Annotated in this window: 2 protein-coding genes; one reads left to right on the top strand and one right to left on the bottom strand. The window is 42.9% G+C overall.

Annotated features, from left to right (window positions below):
- On the bottom strand, positions 1-460 hold a 460-nt coding region (locus tag QVP94_RS10375), incomplete at its 3' end, for a fimbrial protein (RefSeq protein ID WP_288213242.1).
- A gap of 246 nt (positions 461-706) precedes the next feature.
- Between QVP94_RS10375 and QVP94_RS10370 the strand changes: the two genes are divergently transcribed.
- On the top strand, positions 707-1,664 hold a 958-nt coding region (locus tag QVP94_RS10370; RefSeq protein WP_288213241.1), incomplete at its 3' end, for a phage integrase SAM-like domain-containing protein.

The raw sequence follows: 1,664 nt of genomic DNA, 5'->3' as shown, positions 1-1,664 counted from the left end.
TTACGGTAAACACTTTACTACTCATCGTCAAGCCTTTTGTCAAAGTCTCGTCAGACAGATTGATTGTTGTTTCAATAAAGTCAGTTATATCCTTAGCCTTTGCCAATTCGGTTTGGATAACAGGGGCAGCGTTCGCCACAACCACTACATGAGCTTCACCCGCATACACTTCTTGCGGACCGACATCCTTTGTCCCATCAGAGTTAGGAGTAGCATCTTTTGTATATATCACACTCCATCCATCAACTCCAAACACCCCAACCGTTAGCGTATTCACGTCCGCATCCGTTGGAGTAGTTTCTCCGGCCTTCGTAACCGCCCCTTCCTCACTCTTGATAGCCAAAGCTAGTTGAGCTTTCTCTAAGACAGGAGCCTTTGGAATTTCTATTTCATTATCATCGGAACAAGCGGCAAATCCGCATAGCACCAACGATAAAAGAATGTATTTCTTGAATCTCATAGTATAATATTTTTTGTTCTCACATTAATATGTGACAAAAATAGAAAGGATATATCGTGGTGCTGATAGGCAGAACTCTCTATAATAAGAGACAAATGTATCAATTTCATAAAAGTGATAGGTTTCCCTACCTTTTGCAACTTTCACCTACAAAAACAGGCTCAATCCGTGTATTTTATGCTACCGGGGTGGTACTCGGATCATCCTAGTAACAAATATACATAATCACTTAAATTCAGCAAAATCATGGCAAGAAAAAAGAATGAGATGAAAGCGAAAGAGCCCGTAAAGCTCCGGTTCAAGAAACTGTCGAACGCGAACCTGTCCATATATCTGGACATCTATTACAAAGGGAAGAGGTATTATGAATTCCTCAAGCTCTACCTCACCCCGGAACGTTTCCCTGAAGACCGTGATAAGAACCGGATCACTTTGCGCTTGGCCAATAGTATCAAGGCACAACGGATCATTGATCTTCAGAACGAGATTTACGGTGTCCGTATGATAAACGGGCTCGGGAAAAAAACACTTTTAGAATTCCTCTCGGAATTGTCCACCGATAAATCTGCGCATGGCGACAAAGCCTATTCCCTACGATTAAGAAGTCTGGCCAATCATCTTAGAGACTATATGCCGCAATGCCTGCTTAAGGACATAGATACCGGTTTCGTGAAAGGTTTCATCGCTCACTTGCGTAAACAACCCTACCTCAAAAGCGACTTCACGATTCACGGTTATTACCGGCTCCTGAATGTCACACTCAATAAGGCGGTCAAAAAAGGACTGATCCTCTCGAATCCTTGTAGTTTGCTGGATACAGACGAAAAACCTCACAAACCTACCAGCCTGCGTACTTATTTGACCCTAGAGGAACTAAAGAGGTTAATCCGGACAGATTGCGTATGCCCAGAGGTAAAAAAGGCTTTTCTGTTCTGCTGTTTCTGCGGACTCCGGATCAGCGACTTGACCGCTCTTAGATGGGAAGATATGCAAAAAGAAGGAAATGATAAATTCCGTTTACAAATCATACAAAGAAAGACGAAAGAGGCTATTTATCTCCCATTGTCCGAGGAAGCGATAAAATACCTTCCCGCAAGGGAGAATGAGAATGACAATGACAGGCTCGGCTTGATATTCCATCTACCTAGCCTCACGATTATATGTCAGGTATTAAAAGGCTGGACTTTAGCCGCCGGCATCAAGA

Origin of the sequence: Parabacteroides sp. CAG:2 (genome assembly GCF_000436315.1) — a bacterium.
In the GTDB taxonomy this organism is placed as follows: domain Bacteria; phylum Bacteroidota; class Bacteroidia; order Bacteroidales; family Tannerellaceae; genus Parabacteroides; species Parabacteroides distasonis.
Note: the sequence above shows the minus strand (reverse complement) of the source record. Positions and strands in the feature narration are given on the sequence as shown.